This is a genomic window from Streptomyces sp. NBC_01689, from assembly GCF_036250675.1.
Taxonomy (GTDB): domain Bacteria; phylum Actinomycetota; class Actinomycetes; order Streptomycetales; family Streptomycetaceae; genus Streptomyces.
Genome location: NZ_CP109592.1, coordinates 6,345,134 through 6,367,530, shown reverse-complemented (window position 1 = coordinate 6,367,530; position 22,397 = coordinate 6,345,134). Strand labels below are relative to the sequence as shown.

The 22,397-nt window shown below is 73.1% G+C and carries 16 protein-coding genes and 2 pseudogenes; 7 read left to right on the top strand and 11 right to left on the bottom strand.

The window, feature by feature from the left end; translation table 11 throughout:
• Nucleotides 1-238 precede the first annotated feature (238 nt).
• From OG776_RS27130 to OG776_RS27120, 3 genes and pseudogenes are all read right to left on the bottom strand, one after another.
• Nucleotides 239-679, bottom strand: a pseudogene (locus OG776_RS27130) (NUDIX hydrolase); the annotation flags it as partial.
• Nucleotides 680-688: 9 nt separating this feature from the next.
• Nucleotides 689-1,567, bottom strand: coding sequence for a pyridoxamine 5'-phosphate oxidase family protein (locus tag OG776_RS27125; RefSeq protein ID WP_148013989.1), 879 nt, complete (start codon nucleotides 1,565-1,567; stop codon nucleotides 689-691).
• Between the two features lie 12 nt (nucleotides 1,568-1,579).
• Complete coding sequence (locus tag OG776_RS27120) at nucleotides 1,580-2,032, bottom strand: VOC family protein (RefSeq protein WP_329322672.1); 453 nt, start codon at nucleotides 2,030-2,032, stop codon at nucleotides 1,580-1,582.
• A 130-nt stretch (nucleotides 2,033-2,162) separates the two neighbouring features.
• Here OG776_RS27120 and OG776_RS27115 point away from each other — a divergent pair, with 130 nt between their 5' ends.
• The gene (locus OG776_RS27115; protein ID WP_261994985.1) at nucleotides 2,163-2,723 is read left to right on the top strand and encodes a CGNR zinc finger domain-containing protein; all 561 of its coding nucleotides are present in this window, start codon (nucleotides 2,163-2,165) and stop codon (nucleotides 2,721-2,723) included.
• A 243-nt stretch (nucleotides 2,724-2,966) separates the two neighbouring features.
• The gene (locus OG776_RS27110) at nucleotides 2,967-6,278 is read left to right on the top strand and encodes a S8 family serine peptidase (protein ID WP_329322671.1); all 3,312 of its coding nucleotides are present in this window, start codon (nucleotides 2,967-2,969) and stop codon (nucleotides 6,276-6,278) included.
• Nucleotides 6,279-6,404: 126 nt separating this feature from the next.
• On the opposite strand, the gene OG776_RS27105 is transcribed toward OG776_RS27110, so the two are convergent.
• Nucleotides 6,405-7,154, bottom strand: a complete 750-nt coding sequence (locus OG776_RS27105; RefSeq protein ID WP_148013993.1) for a hypothetical protein — start codon at nucleotides 7,152-7,154, stop codon at nucleotides 6,405-6,407.
• Between the two features lies 1 nt (nucleotide 7,155).
• Complete coding sequence (locus OG776_RS27100) at nucleotides 7,156-7,677, bottom strand: RNA polymerase sigma factor (RefSeq protein ID WP_148013994.1); 522 nt, start codon at nucleotides 7,675-7,677, stop codon at nucleotides 7,156-7,158.
• Nucleotides 7,678-7,962: 285 nt separating this feature from the next.
• Between OG776_RS27100 and OG776_RS27095 the strand changes: the two genes are divergently transcribed.
• Nucleotides 7,963-8,991, top strand: coding sequence for an aspartate-semialdehyde dehydrogenase (locus OG776_RS27095; protein ID WP_329322670.1), 1,029 nt, complete (start codon nucleotides 7,963-7,965; stop codon nucleotides 8,989-8,991).
• A 201-nt stretch (nucleotides 8,992-9,192) separates the two neighbouring features.
• Here OG776_RS27095 and OG776_RS27090 read toward each other — a convergent pair whose 3' ends face one another.
• Nucleotides 9,193-9,675: a DUF1203 domain-containing protein gene (locus tag OG776_RS27090; RefSeq protein ID WP_148013996.1), complete on the bottom strand. Its 483-nt coding sequence runs from the start codon at nucleotides 9,673-9,675 to the stop codon at nucleotides 9,193-9,195.
• Nucleotides 9,676-9,788: 113 nt separating this feature from the next.
• Between OG776_RS27090 and pepN the strand changes: the two genes are divergently transcribed.
• The gene (gene pepN / locus OG776_RS27085; protein ID WP_148013997.1) at nucleotides 9,789-12,362 is read left to right on the top strand and encodes an aminopeptidase N; all 2,574 of its coding nucleotides are present in this window, start codon (nucleotides 9,789-9,791) and stop codon (nucleotides 12,360-12,362) included.
• Nucleotides 12,363-12,483: 121 nt separating this feature from the next.
• On the opposite strand, the gene OG776_RS27080 is transcribed toward pepN, so the two are convergent.
• On the bottom strand, nucleotides 12,484-13,998 hold the full coding sequence (locus OG776_RS27080; protein ID WP_148013998.1) for a M14 family zinc carboxypeptidase: 1,515 nt from the start codon (nucleotides 13,996-13,998) through the stop codon (nucleotides 12,484-12,486).
• Between the two features lie 406 nt (nucleotides 13,999-14,404).
• Here OG776_RS27080 and OG776_RS27075 point away from each other — a divergent pair.
• A pseudogene (locus tag OG776_RS27075) lies at nucleotides 14,405-15,571 on the top strand (HesA/MoeB/ThiF family protein); the annotation flags it as partial.
• Nucleotides 15,572-15,822: 251 nt separating this feature from the next.
• Entirely contained in the window at nucleotides 15,823-17,100 is a 1,278-nt protein-coding gene (locus OG776_RS27070) for a hypothetical protein (RefSeq protein ID WP_443077289.1), read from the top strand.
• Here the strand turns inward: OG776_RS27070 and OG776_RS27065 are convergent.
• From OG776_RS27065 to OG776_RS27055, 3 genes are all read right to left on the bottom strand, one after another.
• Nucleotides 17,075-17,851 (bottom strand): SDR family NAD(P)-dependent oxidoreductase, encoded by a 777-nt coding sequence (locus OG776_RS27065; RefSeq protein ID WP_148014679.1) that lies wholly within the window; start codon nucleotides 17,849-17,851, stop codon nucleotides 17,075-17,077. The genes OG776_RS27070 and OG776_RS27065 overlap by 26 nt on opposite strands.
• Nucleotides 17,852-17,984: 133 nt before the next feature.
• Nucleotides 17,985-19,604 (bottom strand): RNA polymerase subunit sigma-70, encoded by a 1,620-nt coding sequence (locus tag OG776_RS27060; RefSeq protein WP_261995081.1) that lies wholly within the window; start codon nucleotides 19,602-19,604, stop codon nucleotides 17,985-17,987.
• 94 nt (nucleotides 19,605-19,698) lie between these two features.
• Nucleotides 19,699-21,168 carry an FAD-dependent monooxygenase gene (locus OG776_RS27055; protein WP_148014678.1) on the bottom strand — a complete coding sequence of 490 codons (1,470 nt, stop codon included), beginning with the start codon at nucleotides 21,166-21,168 and terminating at the stop codon, nucleotides 19,699-19,701.
• Between the two features lie 188 nt (nucleotides 21,169-21,356).
• Between OG776_RS27055 and OG776_RS27050 the strand changes: the two genes are divergently transcribed.
• Complete coding sequence (locus OG776_RS27050; RefSeq protein ID WP_329326529.1) at nucleotides 21,357-21,986, top strand: TetR/AcrR family transcriptional regulator; 630 nt, start codon at nucleotides 21,357-21,359, stop codon at nucleotides 21,984-21,986.
• 155 nt (nucleotides 21,987-22,141) lie between these two features.
• On the opposite strand, the gene OG776_RS27045 is transcribed toward OG776_RS27050, so the two are convergent.
• Nucleotides 22,142-22,381 carry a hypothetical protein gene (locus tag OG776_RS27045; protein WP_148013999.1) on the bottom strand — a complete coding sequence of 80 codons (240 nt, stop codon included), beginning with the start codon at nucleotides 22,379-22,381 and terminating at the stop codon, nucleotides 22,142-22,144.
• Between the last annotated feature and the right edge of the window lie 16 nt (nucleotides 22,382-22,397).

Genomic DNA, 22,397 nt, shown 5'->3' with positions numbered 1-22,397 from the left:
GGTCGCGGGGGGCTGTTTGCGGTGACTCCCCGCTCATACTGGATCGTTGGCACCCGGGATGACCTGGACGTTAACTCGGCGGCAACGCCCGACGCCGATCACCGTACGTGGATCTTGGGCTACCCTGCGCGTCCACGGAGCTCTCCCCGGACGGCCGGGAGGCGGTCACTCCGTGTTCATCTTCAGGGGTAGCGGGCCCCTGGTCGTGACCGGACCCGGCGCGCTCCGGGGGGCGTGCCGTCCGTCCGGGGGCGGGCCGCTCACGCCAGAGTTCCAGGCCCGTGTCGACCAGTCCGACGCGCTCCAGCGACGGCACCTCGCCGAGGGGATACCAGGCCGCCATGTCGGTGGAGCCGTCGGTCTCGTGCCGCAGGTCGCCGCCGGTGATCCGGGCCTCGTAGACGATCCGCAGGCCGTGGAAGTCGGTGGCGCCGCCCATCCGGCGCGGATGCGTGCGCAGTTGGGAGTCGATACCGAGGAGCGCCACCGGTTCGACGGTGTACCCCGTCTCCTCGTCGACCTCGCGGACGACCGTGTCGTAGGGGTCCTCTCCGTGGTCCATGCCGCCGCCCGGCAGGGTCCACCGTCTGGTCCCGTCGCCCGCCACCCACCGGGCCAACAGCATCTGTCCGTCCCGCACGCACACGGCGTAGGCCGCCACCCTCAACTGCTTCGGCATGCCCAGACGTTACGGCAGGGACGGGTTGGCCGGTGAGTATTCGGGCGGCGACCAGCGCAGGGGGCTGCCGGCGGGTGTCTCGACGACCCCGGTGACGGTGAAGCGGACCGTGCGCTCCCCGTCCGGCGCGTACCGCGCGCGGGCCGTGCCGGTGAGCCGCAGCAGCGTTCCCGATGTCCAGTCCAGGAAGAGCAGTCCGGCCCGCGGGTCCGCCTCCAGGTTGCCGAGGGTCAGGAACATGGAGTTGCCGGGGTAGTCGCGCCAGCGCAGCGCGGACGGGCCGTCGGCGCGCACGAAGCCCGGATTGCCGCCCCGGTGGCTGGCGTCCGCGCCGTCCGCGTGGACGGTGGCGAGGAAGAAGGTGTCGGCGGATTCGACGAGGGCGAGCTGCCGGGGGGTGAGGGAGGCGGAGCGGCGCACGTCGCCGGGCTCTCGCGCGACCGTCTCGTAGGACTCCCTGCGCTGGAGGTACTTCGGGCAGTTGGCGAAGACGCGGTCGGCCTCCACGGCGAACCCCCGGGCGGTGGGCCGGGACCGGCCGTTGAGGCGCATCCGGCGGCGGGTGCGGGGGTCGAGCGCGATGGTGCCGACGAGGGTGCCCTCGGCGGCGAGGGCGGCGGCGAGGGGATCGCCGTCGGAGGGGCGGCCGGTGACCGAGATCTGCCGGACGCCGGTGGCCCGTACGAAGCCGGGCGGGCCCGTGAGCAGTGAGGCCCACACCGCGCCGGTGGCCGGATCGGCCGCCCCGGCCACCAGCATCGGCTGCTGTTCGAGGAAGGCGGCGGCCACCGGGCGGATGCCCTGGCCGACCGCCTGCCCGACGTGGTCGGCGAGATCACGGACGCCGACCCGTTCCTGTACGGCGCGCGAGCCGGAGTGGTAGGTCATCTCGCCCTCCGTCTAGAAGAAACCGCAGGTCGGAGCCGACTCGGCGGGTGCGGGCGCCCCTTCGGCGCCGGCCGGGGCATAGATCTCCAGCCGGGTGCCGTCCGGGTCGTGGAAGAAGATGCCGCCGGAGGCCGAGCCCTCGCGGTGGGCGACCACGCCCTCGTGGGCGAACGTGACACCGTGCGCGCGCAGCGCCGACTCGTACGTCCTGACCCGGTCGATCGAGTCGACCTCCAGGGCGAGGTGGTGGAGGCCCGCGCGGTCCTCGGCGTACGGCGCCCGCGCCTGCTGCCAGAGCGTGAGGACGGGCCCGCCGTCCCCGTCCGAGGAGCCCAGGAACGCGAAGCGGCGCATCTCCTCCTTGCCCTCGGCGAGGAGGGTGAAGCCGAGCAGGTCCCGGTAGAAGGCGAGCGAGCGGTCGAGGTCCGTGACGTTCAGGCCGACGTGGCCGGTGCGCGGTGTCATGGCTGTCCTCCGGGACGGTGGTGGCCCCCACACCGAGGGCTAACCTTTCTCAACAAGATTAAGGGTTAGAATGGAGAACGTCAACCGGTCATCTACTCTTGAACGGTTAGCCGCCGAAGGGAGCCCCACCGTGTCCACCGCCACCGACCCCCGCCCCCTCACCGGGGAGCCCCTCTCGCTCGACCTGCTCAACACCCGCTGGATCAGCGACGGGGTGCCCCAGGACCTCCTCACGGACACCGGGGGGCTGGCGGTGTGGCTGGCCGCGAACGGGCTCGGCCTCCCGGCCGACGAGACGGTGCTGCGCCACACCCTCCAGGCGCGCGACGCCCTGCGCGCCGTGGTGGACGGACCCGCGCGGGAGACGGCCGGCGGGACCCGGGCGGCCGGGGCCGAGCGGATCGACGGCGTCCTCGCGCACGGACGGATCAGGCTCACCCTGACCCCCGAAGGGCCGGGCGAGCGGCCCGAGTTCGAGGACCCCGCATGGGGCCCCGGCTGGCTCGCCGCACGCAACTACCTGGAGCTGCTGAGCACTTCCCCTGACCGCATCCGGCGCTGCGCCCACGAGAGCTGCGTCCTGCACTTCCTCGACACCTCGCGCAACGGCACCCGCCGCTGGTGCTCGATGGCGAGCTGCGGTAACCGCGCGAAGGCGTCCCGCCACTACGCGCGCACGAAGGAGGGCTGAGCCCGCACCCCGGCGGCCGGAGGCGTCCGGCATGTCCGCCCATACGCCGCTATCACCGGCGTGACGTATGGCGGAAGTACGCCATGCTTCCTTCCTGCCAGGGTCAACTCTCCCCAAATATCTCTCCCTTGGGTAAAGCTGAGCGGTCATCCGGGTTCACATTCCGGACTGATGTGATCAGGTCCCGCTGGAACGTCGGGACCGGTCACTCCACGCTCGTTCCTTTACCTACAAGGGATGCCGATGACCCACGACCCCCAGCGCGCTCCACTGTCGGGCGCGAGACGCGTGGCCCGCATAGCCGTGGCCGCCGGTCTGGTGGCCGCACTCTCCGCGGCCGGACCGATACCCATGGCCCTCGCCGCGGACCACGCACCCGCCGCGACGCCCGACCCGGGCACCAAGTCCGCGAGCGCCAAGCTCGGTTCGGACGACGCGGCCCTCCTCGCCGAGGCCAAGGCCGACGGCACCAAGAACGTCACCATGATGGTCGCCACCGCGCCCGGCCAGACCGAGCAGGTCGCCCGGCAACTGGACGCGGTCCAGGGCGGTCTCGTCGGCCGGACCTTCGACAAGGTCGGCTACGTCCGCGCCACCGTCCCGACCGCCAAGGCGGACGCGGCCATCGCGGCCGCCGCCAAGCTCTCCTCCGTGCACGGCATCGACCTGCGCCAGGACATCGCGCTGGACGACCCGACCCCGAGCGCGGACACCGCCAAGGGCGCCGGCCGGGCCACGGGCACGGTCACCCGCTCCGCCCCGAACAAGAACACCCCCGCCGAGAACCCGTACAACCCGTCCTTCGAGACGGGCGCCGTCGACTTCGTGAAGAAGAACCCGAAGGCGGACGGCCGCGGCATCACCATCGGCATCCTCGACTCGGGCGTGGACCTGGGCCACCCCGCGCTGCAGAAGACCACCACCGGCGAGCGGAAGATCGTCGACTGGGTCACGTCCACCGACCCGGTCAACGACGGCGACGGCAGCTGGCGGCGGATGACCAGTTCGGTCTCCGGCCCGTCCTTCGCCATCACGACGGCCAGTCAGGGCACCGAGAGCTTCAAGGCCCCCGCCGGCGCCTACAAGTTCAACTACATGTACGAGTCGGCCACCGCGGGCGGCGACGAAGCGGGCGACCTGAACCGCGACGGCGACACCACCGACGCCTGGGGCGTGCTCTACGACCCGGCCTCCGGAACCGTGCGGGTCGACACGAACGACAACCTCGACTTCACCGACGACGTGCCGATGAAGCCGTACAAGGACGGTTTCCAGGTCGGCTACTTCGGCAAGGACAACCCGGCGACCGACGTCGTCGAACGCATCCCGTTCGTCGTCGAGATCCGCAAGGACGTGGTCTACGACGCGGCCGGTTCCAAGGCCGACTACGTCAACATCGGCGTCATCTCCAGCGAGCACGGCACGCACGTGGCGGGCATCACCTCCGCCAACGGCCTGTTCGGCGGCAGGATGAACGGCGCCGCCCCCGGCGCGAAGCTCGTCTCGTCCCGCGCCTGCGTCTTCGGCCCCGGCTGCACCAACATCGCGCTCACCGAGGGCATGATCGACCTCGTCGTCAACCGTGGCGTCGACATCGTCAACATGTCCATCGGCGGCCTGCCCGCGCTGAACGACGGCAACAACGCGCGCTCCGAGCTCTACACGCGTCTCATCGACACCTACGGCGTCCAGCTGGTGATCTCCGCCGGCAACTCCGGCCCCGGTGCCAACACCATCGGTGACCCCGGCCTCGCCGACAAGGTCATCTCGGTCGGCGCGTCGATCTCCAAGGAGACCTGGGCCGCCAACTACGGCTCGGCCGTGGAGAAGAAGTACGCGATGATGCCGTTCTCCTCGCGCGGCCCGCGTGAGGACGGCGGCTTCACGCCGACGCTGACGGCACCCGGCGCCGCGATCAACACCACCCAGACCTGGCTGCCGGGCTCCCCGGTCGCCGAGGCGGGCTACACCCTGCCGGCCGGCTACTCGATGCTGCAGGGCACCTCGATGGCGTCCCCGCAGGCCGCGGGCGCGTCCGCGCTGCTGCTGAGCGCCGCCAAGCAGCAGCACATCGCCCTGACGCCCGCGGACCTGCGCACGGCCCTCACCTCGACCGCCGACCACATCAGGGGTGTGCAGGCGTACGAGGAGGGCGCGGGCCTCATCGACATCGTGGACGCGTGGAAGGCCATCAGGCGCGACGCGACCGCCCACGAGTACACGGTGAAGGCGCCGGTCGACACCGCGATCGACTACGCGCTGAAGACCCCCGGCTTCGGCACCGGACTGTACGACCGCGAGGGCGGTCTCAAGGCCGGTGTGAAGAAGACCTACGAGATCACCGTCACCCGTACCTCCGGTCCGGACCGGGCCATCCGCCACGAGCTGCACTTCGCGAACAACGCCGGTGGCACCTTCCGGATCGTCGGCTCCGACGAGGTGAAGCTCGGACTGAACCAGCCGGTCACCGTCAAGGTCTCCGCCAAGGCCTCCTCGGCCGGCGTCAAGAGCGCGATCCTCGAACTCGACGACCCGCGGACCGAGGGCGTCGACCGGCAGATCCTGACCACGGTCGTGGTCTCGACGCCGGTCAAGTACGCGTTCTCCGCGTCGGGTTCGATCCAGCGCAACAGCACGCGGTCGTACTTCCTGACCGTGCCCGAGGGCGCCAGGAGCCTGGAGGTCGCCATCGGCGGGCTGAAGGGCCTGAGCCAGACCCGGTTCATCTCCATCCACCCCTACGGCGTCCCGGTCGAGGACACCGGCACCCCGTACTGCTACAGCAACTACCCCAACACCAACGGCTGCAAGCCCGACGTGCGCGCGTACGCCGACCCGCAGCCCGGTGTCTGGGAGGTCGAGGTCGAGGCGCGCCGTACGTCGCCGCTGCTCGACAACCCGTACAAGCTGGAGGCCACCGTCCTCGGCGCGGCCTTCGACCCGGAGACCGTGACGGTGCCCGAGGCCAAGGTGGGCACCCCCGTCACCGCCTCCTGGAAGGTGACGAACCGGTTCGCCGCGATCGACGGCAGACTGCGGGGCGGCCCGCTCGGCTCCTCCAAGACGGACCGGCCGACCATCGCCCAGAACGCCACGCAGACCACCACGGTCGACGTGCCGGCGGGCGCCGCCTCGCTGGACGTGGCCATCGGCAACGTCTCCGACACCGCCGCCGACCTCGACCTGACGGTGTACGACTCCGCCGGCAAGCAGGTCGCCCAGTCCGCGGACGGCGACTCGGAGGAGGCGGTCTCCATCCCGAACCCCGCCCCCGGCACGTACACCGTCGAGGTCGTGGGCTACTCGGTCCCGTCGGGCTCGACCGCGTACGACTACCGTGACGTCTTCTTCTCGTCCGCGCTCGGCTCGGTCGGCGTCGACGCGTCCGCCCCGGTGAAGCTCGCCACGGGCGGCACGGCGACGGTGTCCGGCACGATCACCGCCCTGGCCCCGGCCCCCGAGGGACGCGAGTTCTTCGGCCAGGTCCAGCTGGTGAACGCCCGAGGCACCGCCGCCGGTCTCGGCAACGTGAAGATCGAGAAGGTCACGCAGTAACCCGTGCGTCCCTGAGGGGGGCGGGCGTCCGGGATTCCGGGCGCCCGCCCCCTTTCCCGTACCCGGACGTCCGGTACGCGGTGCGGAGGTGCGGGGTGCTCCGGGCCCGGTCGTCCGCCCGCGTCCTCATCCACAGGTGAGGTCGCGGGACGCGGGCAGGGCCGCGAGGATCCGGCGGCGGTCCTGGGCGATCGCCCTCTCGCCCGTCGTCCACCGGTCGGGGGTCGCCGCGCCCTGCCGGATGCCGACGAGTACGTGCTCGCCCCGCCGCGGAACGGCCGCGTCCCGGTCCACCAGGAAGGTGACCCGCGCCCGTCCCGCGGCCGGTTTGTAGGAGCGCGTCACGTCCAGGGTGACGCGGTACCGCCCGCTGCCGGGGACCGGCCCGATCCCGGTGATCTCGCCCTCGACCAGCAGCCGGGAGCACGCGAGGTAGCCGGGGGCCCCGAACGCGGCCGACCCGCCCGCGCCGTCCGCCGCCTTGGCCGCGCTGTCCGCCGACGACGTCGACGCCCCGCCCGCGCCCTGCCCGAGCAGCCAGCCGATGCCGATGACCATCGCGGCGAAGACGGCCACGGCGAGGGTGCCCAGGGCGGCCGCCGGGGGACGGCGGCCCCTCTTCCGCGCCGCTCCCGCCGGACGGCGCGAGCGGCGCCGGGGAACCCGTACGGCCCCCTGTTCCTCCCCCGGCTCCGCCAGCGTGTTCCCGATGGCGGCCAGCTGCTCCCGCAGCAGCGCCAGGTCCTCGACCGCGGACCGGTGCTCCGCCACGGCGTCCGGATCCTCGCGGGCCCCCTCGGGCAGCGGTTCCCCGGCGATCGCGGCCCACAGCGCGTCCGCCGTCGCGCCGTCCCCGTGCTCGGCGTACCCGGCCACGTCACACCACCTCGTCCTCGTGCAGGCGGGCGCGCAGCGCGCGGACCGCCGAATGCAGCCTGCTCTTGACCGTGCCCTCGGGAACGCCGAGCTCCTCGGCGATCCCGCGGACGGACAGATCGGCGTAGAACCGCAGGACGAGGACCTGCCGGTGCGCGTCGGGCAGTTCGTCCAGCCCCTGCGCCACGGCGAGGGAGAGCACGCTGGAGTCCTCGCCCGAGGGGTGCTCCAGCTGCCGGAGCCCCGCCAGCCGCTCGCCGAGGCGCTGCTGACGGTGTTTGGCCCGGTGCCAGTCCATCGCCAGGTTCGAGGCCACGACCGCCGCCCAGGCGGACACGTCACGGGGTGCCTCGTCCCCCTTCGCCGCGCGCTCCAGCAGCCGCAGGCGGACCTGCTGCACCCCGTCCGGCAGGTCCGCCTGCGGGACGCCGCCGAGCGCGAGCACCGCCCGTACCCGGCGTTCCTGCGCCGCGTCCAGCGGGTCGTCCACCCGCTGGACACCGCGTGTCCTTCTGCGCAGCACGGCTGCCCTCCCCTCCCGCGTTTCCCCTACGACGCCGGTGCGGGCCGAAACGTTCGGCCGTCCGCCACCGAGTCGTACGTCACACCGGACCGGGGGCCGGAGGGACGCGAGCACCGTACGGCTTGCGGTTCCCGGGGTCCGCCGGACGGTGTTCTTCCGGCGACCGGCCCCGGGAGCCCCGTCCCACTCCTCGAACGGCGCGGGCAAAGGATTGGACACGACGGCACGGGTGAGACGCATGATGGAAGCGCTGGACCACGTAGAACGCACGCAGAGGGAGTCGCCGTGAGGGTCGGAATCGTCGGAGCCACCGGTCAGGTCGGCACGGTCATGCGCAGGATCCTGGTCGAGCGGGACTTCCCGGTCACGGAGCTGCGCCTGTTCGCCTCGGCCCGCTCGGCCGGGTCGGTGCTGGACGGCGTGACGGTGGAGGACGCGACGACGGCCGACTACTCCGGCCTGGACATCGTCCTCTTCTCGGCGGGCGGCTCGACCTCCCGGGCACTGGCGGAGAAGGTCGCCGCGCAGGGCGCCGTCGTGATCGACAACTCCTCCGCGTGGCGCAAGGACCCGGACGTACCCCTGGTGGTCTCCGAGGTGAACCCGCACGCGATCGCCGACCGCCCCAAGGGCATCATCGCGAACCCGAACTGCACGACCATGGCCGCGATGCCCGTGCTGCGCCCGCTGCACGACGAGGCGGGTCTCGAGGCGCTCGTCGTCGCCACGTACCAGGCCGTGTCCGGCTCCGGTCTCGCGGGCGTGGCCGAGCTGCACGGCCAGGCGCTGAAGGTCGTCGCGGACGCCGACCGGCTGACGCACGACGGCGGGGCGGTCGACTTCCCCGAGCCGCAGGTCTACAAGCGGCCCATCGCCTTCAACGTGCTCCCGCTCGCCGGATCGATCGTCGACGACGGTCTGCACGAGACGGACGAGGAGCAGAAGCTCCGCCACGAGTCCCGCAAGATCCTGGAGATCCCGGACCTCAAGGTCTCCGGCACCTGCGTCCGGGTCCCGGTCTTCTCCGGCCACTCGCTGCAGGTCAACGCCCGCTTCGCGCGCCCGGTCACGGTGGAGCGCGCCACCGAGCTGCTGGCCGGCGCCCCGGGCGTCACCCTCTCCGAGATCCCGACCCCCCTGGAGGCCGCGGGCCAGGACGCGTCGTACGTCGGCCGCATCCGCGCCGACGAGACGGTCGAGCACGGTCTCGCCCTGTTCATCTCGAACGACAACCTGCGCAAGGGTGCCGCCCTGAACGCGGTCCAGATCGCGGAGCTGGTCGCGGCCGATCTCAAGGCCGGCCTCAAGGGCTGACGCCCTCGGCGCACCCCTCGACGCCCCGGGGGCGGTCACCGCACGGTGACCGCCCCCGGTTGTGCCCTGCCCGTGCCCCGCACCACCCGTCCGGACCGCCCCGCCCGGAACCGGACCGACCGGACCCGGGCCGACACCCCCGCCCGGAACCGGTCCCGGCCCTCCGGCTCCCGGCCGGTCAGGTCCGCCGGGCCCCGCGCGTCACGGCCGGTGGACCTCGTACAGGAAGCAGCCGTACTCGACGGCCCGCACGTGGACCAGTTCCACCGCCGGGTCGGCGAACGCCGCCTCGAAGGCCTCCTCGAACGCCGGCCACTCCGGGGCCTCCACCAGCCGGCCCCCGAGGATGCGCCCCGCGGCGGAGTAGCGCCGCACGGTGCGGTGGGCGCCCTCGAAGGGCCGCACATCCGCGGCCGGCCCCCCGCACTCCCGGGCGTGCACGAAGACCGGACCCTGCTCGTCGTACGCGCCCGGATCGACGCCGGCCGCGGCGGCCCAGCGGCGCAGCGGGGCGTACGAGACGAGCGCGATCCGCTCCCCCGGCTCGCTGCGGCGCAGACAGCAGCGGAGCGGAGCCCCGCCCTCCTCGTCCGTGACGGGAACCATCGGGCGGCCGGCGTCGTCAGCTGTGCGGAGATCCTTCAGGACCTCCGGTCCGACGGGGCGTGCGATGTAGGTCGTCATGCGCTCCAGGCTCGCGCCCGAACGCCCCGGTCACCGGCGGGATACGGACATCGCGCTCCGTGCCGGTCCCGTGGAAGGATGGCGCAACCGTCACATAACGAGGAGATGACCGCGTGCCTGGCACAAACCTGACCCGCGAAGAGGCGCAGCAGCGCGCGAAGCTGCTCACCGTTGACTCGTACGAGATCGATCTCGACCTCTCGGGCGCGCAGGAGGGCGGCACCTACCGGTCCGTGACCACGGTGCGCTTCGACGTGGCCGAGAGCGGCGCGGAGACCTTCATCGACCTGGTGGCCCCCGCCGTTCACGAGGTGGTCCTGAACGGGGACGCCCTCGACCCCGCCGACGTCTTCGAGGACTCGCGGATCGCGCTGCCGGGCCTGCTGGAGGGCCGCAACGTCCTGCGGGTCGTCGCGGACTGCGCGTACACCAACACCGGCGAGGGCCTGCACCGGTTCGTCGACCCCGTCGACCAGCAGGCCTACCTGTACACCCAGTTCGAGGTCCCGGACGCCCGGCGCGTCTTCGCGTCCTTCGAGCAGCCCGACCTGAAGGCCACCTTCCGGTTCACCGTGAAGGCGCCCTCCGGCTGGACCGTCATTTCCAACTCGCCGACGCCCGAGCCCAAGGACGACATCTGGGCCTTCGAGCCGACTCCGCGGATCTCCACGTACATCACCGCGCTGATCGTCGGCCCGTACCACTCGGTGCACAGCGTGTACGAGAAGGACGGACAGAGCGTGCCGCTCGGCATCTACTGTCGTCCCTCGCTCGCCGAGTTCCTCGACTCGGACGCGATCTTCGAGGTCACCCGGCAGGGCTTCGAGTGGTTCCAGGAGAAGTTCGACTACGCGTACCCGTTCGAGAAGTACGACCAGCTCTTCGTGCCGGAGTTCAACGCCGGCGCGATGGAGAACGCGGGCGCGGTGACGATCCGGGACCAGTACGTGTTCCGGTCGAAGGTCACGGACGCCGCGTACGAGGTGCGCGCCGAGACGATCCTGCACGAGCTCGCCCACATGTGGTTCGGCGACCTCGTGACCATGGAGTGGTGGAACGACCTGTGGCTGAACGAGTCGTTCGCCACCTACACCTCCATCGCCTGCCAGGCGTACGCCGAGGGCAGCCGCTGGCCGCACTCGTGGACCACCTTCGCCAACTCCATGAAGACCTGGGCGTACCGGCAGGACCAGCTGCCCTCGACCCACCCGATCATGGCGGAGATCCGCGACCTGGACGACGTGCTCGTCAACTTCGACGGGATCACGTACGCGAAGGGCGCGAGCGTACTGAAGCAGCTCGTCGCGTACGTCGGCATGGACGAGTTCTTCCGGGGCGTGCAGGCCTACTTCAAGCGGCACGCGTACGGCAACACGCGCCTGTCCGACCTGCTGGGCGCGCTGGAGGAGACCTCCGGGCGCGACCTGAAGAACTGGTCGGAGAAGTGGCTGCGGACCGCCGGCATCAACGTCCTGCGCCCCGAGATCGAGACGGACGCGAACGGGGTCATCACCTCCTTCGCGATCCGCCAGGAGGCCCCGGCGCTCCCGGCCGGCGCCAAGGGCGAGTCGACGCTGCGCCCCCACCGCATCGCGATCGGCCTCTACGACCTCGACGACGCGAGCGGCAAGCTGGTGCGCGACGAGCGGATCGAGCTCGACGTCGACGGTGAGCTGACCGCCGTGCCGGAGCTGGCCGGCCGGCGCCGTCCGGCCGTCTTCCTGCTCAACGACGACGACCTGTCGTACGCCAAGGTCCGTCTCGACGAGGACTCGCTGGCCTTCGTGACGGAGCACCTCGGCGACTTCGAGTCCTCGCTGCCGCGCGCGCTGTGCTGGGCCTCCGCCTGGGACATGACCCGCGACGGGGAGCTCGCCACCCGCGACTACCTGTCCCTGGTGCTGTCCGGCATCGGCAAGGAGTCCGACATCGGTGTCGTGCAGTCGCTGCAGCGGCAGCTGAAGCTGGCGATCGAGATGTACGCCGACCCGGCCACCCGCGAGACGCTGCTGACCCGCTGGACCGAGGCGACCCTCGCGCACCTGCGCGCGGCCGAGGCCGGCGGCGACCACCAGCTCGCCTGGGCGCGCGCGTTCGCGGCGACCGCCCGGACCCCGGAGCAGCTGGACCTCCTGGAGGGGCTGCTGGAGGACCGGGAGAGTGTCGAGGGTCTCGCCGTCGACACCGAGCTGCGCTGGGCGTTCGTCCAGCGGCTCGCCGCGGTCGGGCGCTACGACGAGGCCGAGATCGCGGCCGAGTACGAGCGGGACCGCACGGCGGCCGGTGAGCGGCACGCGGCCACCGCGCGGGCGGGCCGCCCCACCGTGGAGGCGAAGGAGGAGGCCTGGACCTCGGTCATCGAGTCCGACAAGCTTCCGAACGCCGTGCAGGAGGCGGTGATCGGCGGCTTCGTGCAGACCGACCAGCGTGAGCTGCTCGCTCCGTACGCGGACCGGTTCTTCGCCGTGGTGAAGGACATCTGGGACTCCCGTTCGCACGAGATCGCCCAGCAGATCGCGGTCGGCCTGTACCCGTCGATCCAGGTCTCCGAGGAGACCCTCGCCAAGACGGACGCGTGGCTGGCCTCCGCCGAGTCCAACGCGGCCCTGCGGCGTCTGGTCTCGGAGTCCCGTGCCGGGATCGAGCGCGCCCTGAAGGCCCAGGCGGCGGACGCGGCGGCTTCCTGACCGGCCGCGGGGCGTAGGCCCTTACGGACGGGATCGCAGCCCCGTACGGGCACAGGGGCGTCCGGCGTTTCGCCGGGCGCCCCTTCCGTCCACCGGTTCCGCCCGCGTGCCGCGGGGGGACTCACAGCAGGGCGCGGGCGAGGACGAGCATGGTGCGGGCCTGGAGCGCGGTCTGGTCGGCGACGGGCACCCAGCGGGCGTCGAAGGTGCGCTCCAGCTCGCGGGCCCATCCGGCCACGAGCGCGTCCAGTTCCGGCGCGCCGCCCAGCGCCTGGCTCATCATGGCCGCCGCGCGCAGCGGGATGCGGCGGGCCGCGATGCCGAGGGAGACGGAGTTGCCCACGGTGGCGGCCAGTTCGGCGGCGCTCCAGGTGTCCACGACGCCGGAGCCGATGTCCATCAGTTCACGGGCCGCGGTGAAGTGGGCCAGCCGGCCGGCTGTTTCCGGCGGCTGTGGATCCAACTCGTCGACCAATGAACTCAGTTGCTTGACCCGGCCGAGCAGGAGTTCGCTGACGTCGGCGAGTTCGCGGTGCGGTTCGGCCACCGGCCGTGGATCGCCGACCCCCGCCACGCTCCAGAAGGGCGCCTCGACCACCGCCGAGACCGTGCCGTGCCGCATGCCGTGCAGCCAGGTCGCCCGCGAGACGAACCCGGAGGGGTCCCGTTCCTCGGCGGGGCTGCCCTCGGGCAGGACGAGGACGCCCGGTCCCTCGACCAGCCACCCCATGCCGTCGAAGGGCCGGTGTTCCAGCGGGACACCCAGGTCCGCCGCGATCCGGCGATAGGCGGCGGGCGCTCCGGGCACCGCCCGGGTCAGCTGCAGGAAGGTTCCTCCTACTTCGACGCCGTGCAGCGAGAACTGCGCGACGGGCCGCAGTTCGTCGAGGAGCCCGAGCAGGGCCTCGGACTCCGGCATCGGCGCGCGCGGATCGCCGACGACGGGCGGGAACTCGGGCTGGGCGGCGAAGGCGGGGCGGTAGAAGCCCCGGTAGTAGCTCCCGATGGGTGGGGCCGCGCCGGTGGGGGCCGCGGGCGCCGCGGCCCCCGGCACCGGGCCGGCGCCGGACGGCACCGCGGCCGTCCGTCCGTGCGCGCTCTCCGGGGCGCCTCCGGAGCCCACGAGGGCCGCGGGGTCATGGGCTCCCGTGGCGTCCGCGGCATGCGGAGTACGCATCCGGTACGCGGCGTCCGGGGTCTCCGCACCCCCGGCGACGTTCGGGGTACCCGCACCCCGAGTGACGTCCGGGCCGCCCGTCGCGCCCGTGGGCCCCGGGACGGGGAAGGTGCTCGCGGTCATCCAGCCCTCGGCGAGACTCGCCCCGTCGGGATCGAGGCAGAGCAGGAAGTGCCAGGTGCAGTCCAGCCCCCCGGCACCCCGGCCCAGGATCCTCGGGTCACGGGCGAGGTACCGGGCGCACCGGAGCGAAGTGGCGCCGCCCACCGGTTCGTTGGCGTGCGCGCCGGCCACCGTGAGCAGCTGGCGCGGGCCGTTCCCGGCCGACAGCAGCCACAGCGGACGGCCGGCACGCGAGCACCCGATGTCGCGCAGTCGCAGGACGCCGGGCCGCGCGGCCACCGCCTCACGAGCGCCTCTCAGCAGCTCGTCCAGGGTGGGATACGGGGTTCCCCGCATGCCGGAATCCGGTCAGGTGCCGTTCGCGTTACTGGCCCCGGTGGTCTCCTTCTTGTCCAACGGACGGATCACGATCCTCGCAGCCATGTGGTCCCCTCTCCTTCACGACGGTCCGCGCGACGGAGCGGCCCGGTCCGCGCCGGGCCGCCGGACGAGTACGACGGGCTGGTCAGCCGCCGTTGCCCCCGCTGCTGTCGCCCGTGGTCTCCTTCTTGTCCAACGGACGGATCACGATCTTGGTAGGCATGCCAACTCCTCCCCCTCACAAGGATGTTGTGCATCGCGACGCGATCGCCGACCGCGTCTTGTCAAGGCTCGACTCGGGGCACCAGAGTGTCAAGGCATGTACCTGTAACGGGAAGGGGTCCTGGTGACGGTCACGGTCGACACGCTCCGCCGGCCCCGGATCAAACCCGAGCACCGGCCCTACCGCACGATCGACGGCAACGTCCGCATCGGCAGCGTCGTCCACGGCATCGGCGCGGAGATCGCGGACCCGGAGGGCTGGGTCTGGACCCTGGTCGAGGCGATGGACGGGACGCGACGGCCCGCCGAGGTGGTCGACACGGTGCTGCGGGCGCATCCCGGGCTTCCCGGTCTCACGGACGGGGACACCCGGCAGGCGATGGCCGATCTGCTCGACGCCGGGTTCGTGGAGGACGCGGGCGCGCCCGTACCGGTGTCCGGGCGGGAGCGCGTCCGCTACAGCCGGGGCGTGCCGCTGCTGCGCTGGATGGACCTCGGGCCCCGCGCGACCCCGTGGGACACCCAGCTCCGGCTGGGCGGTGCCCGCGTGCTGCTGATCGGCGTCGGCGGGACCGGCGGGTACGCCGCGCAGAGCCTGGTCGCGTCCGGGGTCGGCCGGCTGCACTGCGTGGACCCGGACGTGGTCGAACTGTCGAACCTCAACCGCCAGCCCCTGTTCCGCGAGTCCGACCTCGGCCGCCCCAAGGTCGAGGCCGCGCTCGCCACCCTGCGGGCCCTGAACTCGGACGTGACGGTGACCGGGGAACGGCGGGAGGTGCGCGGGCCGGGGGATCTGACGGAGCTGGTGCGGGCCGGGGCTCCCGGGGGCTCGCGTCCGTCCGGGAGCCCGCCCCCGCCCGGGGCTCCGGACGCGTCCACGACCACGGGCGCGTCCGAGCCGTACGACCTGCTGGTTCTCGCCGCCGACCGCCCGGACGACATCCGGCGGTGGGCGAACCGTGTCTGCCTGGCCGCGGGCCTGCCGTGGGTCGACGCCGGATACCGGGGTCCCCTGGTGACGGCCGGGGTGCACGTGCCGGGCCGGGGCGCCTGCTGGGAGTGTCTGCGGGCCACCGAGGTCGCCCGCCGCGATCTGCGGCTGGCGCCGGGACAGGACGAGCGGGTCGCCTCCCCGCATCTGCCGTGGAACCCGGCGAGCGCGGTCACCGCCGGTCTCTCCGGCGGCCTGCTCGCCCACGCGGCCCTGGCCCTGCTCACGGGCGTGCCCGCACTCGAACCGGGCTTCCGCTTCGGGATGAACCTGATGCTGCCGGGGGATCCGGTCCTGGAGAGGTCCCCGCGGCGACCCGACTGCCCGGCCTGCGGCGACCGTCCCACCGGAGGACCCGCCCGGCCCGAACCGCCCGAACCGCCTACCCGGCCCGCCACGCCCGAGCCATCGGAGCCGTCCGCCCCGTCCGAGCCGCCCACTCGGTCCGCCCCGCCCGAGCCGCCCACTCGGTCCGCCCCGTCCGAGCCGCCCTCCGGCTCCGCCGTTCCCCGGGCCGGGGTCCGGCCCGGGGACACGGACGGAGGCTCGCCCCCGGGCCGGCCGGGAAGCCCGGCCGGAGAACCGGGGTGACCCCGTCCGCCGAGGAGCGTCACGGGTGCGCCGGCCCCACCGGCCACCCCCCGGCGAGCCCCGCCCACGCCCCCGCCCGCGCCCCGGTCCCCGGAGCCGGCGCCGCCCCGCACGTACGGCTCCACCGGCTCGACTCCCGTCCCGACGGGGACGAATGGATCGTCGGACGGCTGGCGACCGGCCGGTTCGTCGCGCTGCCCGAGGTCGGCAAACAGGCGCTGGACCTGCTCGGGCAGGGGCTGGACGCCGCCGAGGTCGGGCGACGGCTGCGGAAGGCGACCGGAGACGACATCGACGTACCCGATTTCGTCGAGGCGCTGGTGGACCTCGGGTTCGTGGCCGAAGTGGACGGACGGCCCACGCAGGGGCCGCCTCCGCCGAAACCGACGCTCGCCCGCATCCGCCCCCGGCACGTGCGCTGGGTACTGAGCCCCGTCGTCCCGGTCCTGGTCGGGCTGCTGATCGCGGCCGCCCTCCTCGTCCGTCCGCCCGTCCCGCTCGGCTACCGCACCCTCCTGTGGAGCCCGCACGGCAGCGCGGTGATCGCCCTCGGAGCGGGCGCGGGGTGGGCCCTGCTGCTGCTCCACGAATGCGCCCACCTGGTGGCCGCCCGCGCGACCGGCGTGCCGGGCCGGATGCGGCTGGGCACCCGGCTCCAGTTCCTCGTCATGCAGACGGACATCAGCGGCATCGAACTCGCCCCGCGCCGGCACCGTCTGACCGCCTATCTCGCCGGCATCGCGACCAACCTGTCCGTCGCCTCGCTCGCCGCCCTCGCGGCCGACGCCACCGACGGCACGGCACGCCGGGTGCTCGCCGCCCTCGCGCTGCTCGCCCTGCTCCCGCTCCCCTTCCAGCTGATGGTCTTCATGCGCACGGACCTGTACTTCGTGCTCCAGGACCTGACGCGCTGCCGTGATCTGTACGGGGACGGGCTGGCGTTCTCCAGGTACACGGCCCGCCGCCTGCTGCGGCGGGCACACGCCCCCGATCCGAGCCGCGACCTGCCCGCCCACGAACGGCGGGCCGTGCGCGTGTACAGCGCCGTGCTCGTCGTGGGCACCGCGCTGTGTCTCGCGTTCCTCCTCGCCGTCACGCTGCCCGCGGACGTCACCCTGTTCGCCCGCGCGGTCTCCCGCCTGGGCGCGGGCCACTCCGCCGCCCAGCGCCTCGACTCGGCGGCGGTCGTGGTCGCGCTCGGCGGGGTCCACCTGCTGTGGGCGCGCACCTGGTGGCGGGGGCGCAGACTCAGTGCGGGACCATCCCGCCGGTGACGTTGACGAACGTGCCGGTGATGCCGCCCGCCCGGTCGGAGGCGAGGAAGGCGGCGGTCGCGGCGATCTCGGCGAGGGTGGGATTGCGGCGGGTCATCCGCATCCCCGCGAGCCGGTCGAGCAGGCCCCGCAGAGCCGTCTCGTCGAGGTCCATCCGGCTGTCGACGGCGGCGAGCTTCTCCCGGGTCAGGGTCTCGGGCACCCCGGCCGCCCACAGGCCCACGACCCGCAGTCCGCGCGGTCCCAGCTCCGACGCCAGGTTCCGTACCAGCGTGTCGATCGCCGCGTCGGCCGGTCCGGTGCCGCCCATCATCGGACTGCCGTGCGCGGAGCCGCTGTTGAGCGTGAGCACCACGCCCGAGCCCGCCTCGGCCATCCGCCGGGCGGCGGCGCGCGCGGTCGTGAAGGCGGCGCGCAGACCGGTCTCGACGGGCCGTACGAAGTCCTCGACCGGCAGGTCGACCAGCGGAACGCCCTGCACGTCGCCCCGCGTGACCAGATTGAACGAGATGTCGACGGCGTCCAGCGACGCGACGTGCGCCTCGACCGCCGCCTCGTCGAGCGCGTCGAGCACCGCGGTCTCGGCGTACCCGCCCGCGGCCGTGATGTCCTTCGCCACCGTGTCCAGCGTCTCGCCGGTACGCCCCACCAGGTGGACGCGGGCGCCCTCCTGGGCGAAGGTGCGCGCGACGGCACCGCCGATGGATCCGCCGGCGCCGTAGATGATCGCGGTCTTGTCGGTGAGCAGCATGGTGGTCTCTCCTGGGGATGCGTGACCGTACGCGTGCGTCGTACGGGTCCGTCGAACGGGACGGTCATACAGACGTACGCGCCTGCCCGCACTCATCGGCCGCCTTCCCGCGCTCGTCGTCGCCGCCCCGCGCTCAGCGGTCGGCCGGGAGCCGCAGGGGCAGTCCGAACGCCGGGAAGAGGTGCGGTTCGAAGGAGGTGATCTCGACGACGCGGTCGCCCTCGATGCGCAGGACGTCGAGAACCTGCGCCCGGTACACGGTCGTTCCGGGCCGTCGCACGTAACCCCCCGCGGCGAGATGACCGTTGGCCCGAGCGGGGAGGTGGCGCCAGTGACCGAGGAACAGCGGGGAGGCCGGTTCGAGACTGATCGAGAGGAACTCGGTGATCGCGGCGCGGCCGACGAACCAGTACGGGTTCGGCGGCATGGTGAGCCTGATGTCCTCGCTGAGCAGGTCGGTGAACGCGCCGAGGTCGAGGCTTTCGGCGGCGGCCATGTAACGCCCGAGGACCGCGCGTTCACGGGCGTCGGCCTCGGCCGTCCAGTCGCTGCGGCGACGGGGCATCCGGTCGCGCAGGGCCGGCCGGGCGCGCTGCAGGGCGCTGTTGACCGAGGCCGGCGTCATCTCCAGCGCCTGCGCGGTCTCTACCGCCGAGAGGCCGACCAGGTCGCGCAGGAGCAGGACGGCGCGCTGGCGGGGCGGCAGATGCTGGATGGCGGCGAGGAGGACGAGCTCCATGGTCTCCCGGGAGACGGCGAGGGCGTCGGGCTGCTCGTCGGCGGAGGGCAGCTCCTCGTCGGGGTACGGCTGGAGCCAGGTGATACGGGCCGGGGGTTCGGCGCTGCCGTGGTTCATGCCGGGCAGCGGCTCGTAGCGCCGGGGGCGGCGGGCGGTGCGCCGCTGGAAGTCCAGACAGGTGTTGGTGGCGATCCGGTACAGCCAGGTCCGGACGCTCGCCCGTCCCGAGAAGCCGTCCCGGGCCCGCCAGGCCCGCAGGAACGTCTCCTGGACGAGGTCCTCGGCGTCGTCGTACGAGCCCGCCATCCGGTAGCAGTGCACGCGCAGCTCCCGCCGGTACGGCTCGACGAGCGCGGCGAAGTCGCTCTCCCCGAGGCGGACTTGCTCCTGAGGGGTCTGTGTCCCGGAGTCCTGCGTGACGGTGTCCTGCGGGACGGAGTCATGCGTCACGGCGGCCCGCGTGACGGAATCCCGTGCGGCGGAGTCCCGGGGTACCGCGGCCCGCGGGACGGAATCCCCCGTCACGGGATCCCGTGTACGGGAGGTCTCGTCCGACGCGGTCCGCGGGGCGGACGGGTGCGGGCCGCCGGCGCGCGGGGCGGACGGATGCGCTGCGCCGGTCCGCGGGCCGGTGGTGTGCGGCGCGGCGGCGTCCCCGGTGGCGGGTCGAACCGCGGGGGACGGTGAGCCGGCCTCTTTCGTCACGGCGGTCCGCGTGACGGAATCGTCCTGCGCGGTGTCCCGGGCCACCCGGGCGATGCGGCGCAGACGTCCGACCGAGGCGGCGAGGTCGCTCACGCCCGCGTAGAAGACGGACGGCGGCTGCGGCACCAGCGCCTCGACCTGTCGCCCGACGTCCTCGATCAGCCCGCGCACGGTGCCGTCGGGGGCCGCCCGCCGCTCCCGGTACGCCTTCTGCCGGCAGGCCGCGGAGCAGTACACCGAGCTGCGCCCCGCCCGGCCGTCCCGCCCGGCCAGCGGCCGGGCACAACTGCGGCACGCGGCATCGGTCACGGGAACCTCCCAGGGACACGTCACGGGACCGTCGTGACGCTATCGCCGCGGCCCGGTCCCGCGAAGGCGATCGGCCCGGCCCGCGCGGCACCTCTCAGGCACCCACCGCGGCCGTCACCGCCGCCTCGACCGCCGCCGCGTCCGGGGACTCGGCGGCCCAGGCCACGTATCCGTCGGGCCGCACGAGCAGCGTCGTACGCCGGCCGCCCGCCCAGTTCCCCACCGTGAGGCGGTCCTTGCGGTCGCCCACCCCGTACGGCCGGGAGGCCGGTCCCGGTGTCACGAGGACGAACCTGCCGCCCCGCAGGGCCTCGTAGAGACGTCCGCCGCGCAGGGCCACGTCGGGGGCGCGGGTGCCGACGAGGGCGTGCGCGCCGCGCGGCGCCTTGTAGGCGTATCCGATGCCGGTGATCTGGCCTGCCGCCTTCCGCGCCGCCGGGCCGACCCCGTTGAGGACCATGGTGAGGGCGGCGCGCAGCGCCATCGTCCAGGGGCGCTTGGCCATCGCGAGCCGTACGATCCCGCCGCTGCTGCGCAGCACCGATCTGCCCACCGGGTGGCGCTCGGCCTGGTAGGTGTCCAGCAGGGCGGGCGCCGCGTGGCCGTTGACGACCAGGGCCAGCTTCCAACCGAGGTTCGCCGCGTCCTGGAGGCCGGTGTTCATGCCCTGGCCGCCGGCCGGGGTGTGGACATGGGCGGCGTCGCCCGCGAGGAAGACCCGGCCGACCCGGTACGCGGGTGCCTGGCGCTCGTCGCTGTGGAAGCGGGACATCCAGCGGGCGTCGTGCATGCCGTAGTCGCGGCCCAGGGAGAGCCGGGTGATCTCCCTGACCTCGTCGAGTCCGAGCGGCTCGCTGTCCGGGACGTTGCGGCCCCGGTGCCAGCCGATCACGCGGTGGTAGCCGTCCCCGAAGGGCGCGATGAAGGCGAAGGCGTCGCCGACCGCGTCGGCGGTCAGCACCGACTCCGGTTCCTCGGCGAGCCGGACGTCCGCGAGGACGACGGACCGGATGACGGACTTGCCGGGGAACGGCAGTCCGATCGCCTCGCGTACCGCGCTGCGCATCCCGTCCGTGCCGACGACGTACGCGCCGCGCAGTTCCCCGGGCTCCCCGTCCGGGTGCCGGACGTCGAGCGTCACCCCGTCCGCGTCCTGGCGCAGCCCGGTCGCCTCCGTCTCGTACACGAACCGCACCCCGGCCTCCACCGCCCGCCGCTCCAGGGCCTTCTCCACCTCGTACTGCGGAATCACCAGCAGGTGGTTGAAACGGGAGGGGAGGGTGTCGAGCTCGACGGTGAGCCGGCCGAAGAGCCGGATGCGGTCGAGGGGGCGGCCCAGGGCCTCCAGTTCGTCGGCGAGACCGCGAGCGTCGAGCTGCTCCAGGGTCCGGGCGTGCAGGACGAAGGCGCGGGAGAGGCTGCTGATCTTGTGCGGGCGCTTCTCGACGAGAGTCACGGGGACCCCGGCGCCGGCGAGGTCGGCGGCCAGCAGCAGGCCGGTGGGGCCGGAGCCGACGACGATCACGGTCCGGGAAGCGGCGTCGGTGCGGGGCGTGCCGATCATGTTGACCTCCTGATGCCAACCACTACAGGCCAACACTCGTTGACCAGCGATCCCACGGGCGGCTCCCGTCGGGTGACGTGCGGCGACCATCGACCAACACCCTGTCAACGCTTGTTGGCCAACGCTCGTTGACAAACGTAGAACGCCCACACTGGACTGTCAACACGTGTTGGCCTACGGTTGTTGGCATGCCCGTCAAGGAACCCTCGGCCACCCCGCCGCCCTCGCCCTCGCCGTCCCCCTCACCCGCGGCCCCGTCCCGCCGCTCCGACACCACCCGCACCGCGATCCTCACCGCCGCCCGCGAGCGCTTCGCCGCCGACGGCTACGAGCGTGCCACCATCCGCGCCATCGCCAAGGACGCCCGTATCGACCCGTCGATGGTCATGCGGTACTACGGCTCGAAGGAGGGACTGTTCGCGGCGGTCCTCGACGTCGACCTGCGGCTGCCTGCGCCGGAGGGGCTGACCCGGCAGGAGGTGGGCCAGGCGCTCGTCGCGCACTTCCTGGACCTGTGGGAGGAGAACGAGGTGCTCACCGCGGTGCTGAGGGTCGGCGTGACCAATCAGGCCGGGGCCGAGCGCATGCAGCACATCTTCCGGGACCAGTTGCTGCCGATCGCCCTGCACCTGTGCCCCGACCCGGAGCAGGCCCCGGTCCGGGCCGCGCTCACCGCCTCACAGCTGCTGGGCCTCGCCCTCACGCGCTATGTCCTGCGCTTCCCGCCCGCCGTGGCGCTGCCGCGCGAGGAGATCGCCGCCTGGCTGGCACCCACGGTGCAGCGGTACCTGACGGCACCGCACCCCGGCGCCGTCTGATCCGAACGGAGAACTCCCGGAGCGCGCCGCCTGATCCGAACGGCGAGCCGCGGCGGGACCGCCCCTGGAAACACGTCGAGGGAGTCCGCGCTCACCCGGTCGGGTGGGCGCGGACTCCCTCGGCGGAGAGACGGAAGGGCGCAGAAGAGCCGGGATCAGCCCCGCTTCGCCTGCTTGGGGGACTTGTCCATGACCATCACGAGACCAGCGATGATCAGGAAGAGCAGGATCGGCGCCACGACGTAGAGGCCGACCGTGTCGATCACGCTCAGACCCTTGCCGGGGTCGTCACCGTCGTCGCGGGTCAGCGCGAGCGCGGGGGACGACATGAGCAGCATCATCAGCGTCGTACCGGAGGCCAGGGCGCCGGCGCGCAGGGCGTTCTTCTTGTCCACGGTGCAAACGTAGCGA